This is a genomic window from Bradyrhizobium sp. STM 3809 (assembly GCF_000239795.1).
In the GTDB taxonomy this organism is placed as follows: domain Bacteria; phylum Pseudomonadota; class Alphaproteobacteria; order Rhizobiales; family Xanthobacteraceae; genus Bradyrhizobium.
This window is the reverse complement of sequence record NZ_CAFJ01000706.1, coordinates 1-918: the sequence shown is the minus strand read 5'-3', so window position 1 is coordinate 918 and position 918 is coordinate 1. Positions and strand designations below refer to the sequence as shown.

The 918-nt window shown below is 68.4% G+C and carries 1 protein-coding gene; it reads right to left on the bottom strand.

All coding sequences use genetic code 11. The annotated features are described in order from the left end of the window. Nucleotides 1-66: 66 nt before the first annotated feature. Nucleotides 67-918 (bottom strand): M23 family metallopeptidase (locus tag BRAS3809_RS30855; RefSeq protein ID WP_035659585.1); only part of this gene is annotated, 852 nt, incomplete at its 5' end.

Below are 918 nucleotides of genomic sequence, written 5' to 3'. Positions count from 1 at the left end.
ACGGGGGAGAGATGTGGGCTCGAGGAGGCAGGTGCGTCCGGGTGATACCCGGACCGTCCAATATCGCTAACCAGCGCTCAGCCGGATGCCGGCGCGCAAGAACTTCTGCGGGTCGACGGCTTCGCCGTCGATGCGGGTCTCGTAGTGCAGATGCGGGCCGGTCGAGCGGCCGGTGGAGCCGACCTCGCCGATGATATCGCCGATCTTCACCTGCTGGCCGATCTTGACGTTGATCTCGGAGAGATGACCGTAGCGCGTCGAGAGGCCGTTGCCGTGATCGACCTCGACCATGCGGCCATAGCCACCGGACCAGCCGGCGTTGACGACCTTGCCGTTGGCGGTGACGCGTACGGGATCGCCGGTCGCGGCGCGGAAATCGAGGCCGGTGTGCATTGCCGGGCGGCCGAGGAACGGATCGGAGCGCACGCCGAAGCCCGAGGTGAACTCGACCTCGCCGATGACCGGCTTGCGATAGGGCACCAGCGACAGCGTGCGGTTCAGCTTCTCGACCTGCGCGCGGGTGATGCTGATGCGGTAGAGCTGACGCTCGAACGGACCGGATTCGGCGCCGAGCTTGACCGGCACGAACGGGCCGCCCATGCCGCCCTTCGGCGCGGCGGCTTCGAGCTGGCCCATGTCGAGCCCGAGATCGGTGATCACGCCGCGCATCCGGCGCAGCTTCGATTCCAGCGTCTCTTCCGCCGAAGCCAGCATCGCGACCTGCCGCGCCTCGACCTGGTCGAGCGAGCGCGTCAGCCGCGTCAGCACGTTGTCGACGCCGGCGAGCTTGGTCGACGGATTCGGCTGCACATTGGCGAGGACAGGGCTGCGCGATTCGAGCCGCGCCTCGCGGTCCGGCGGCGCGGTGAAAATGACGGTGTCGCTGATCGGCGACGGCTTCGGCGTCGACGGCGCAGC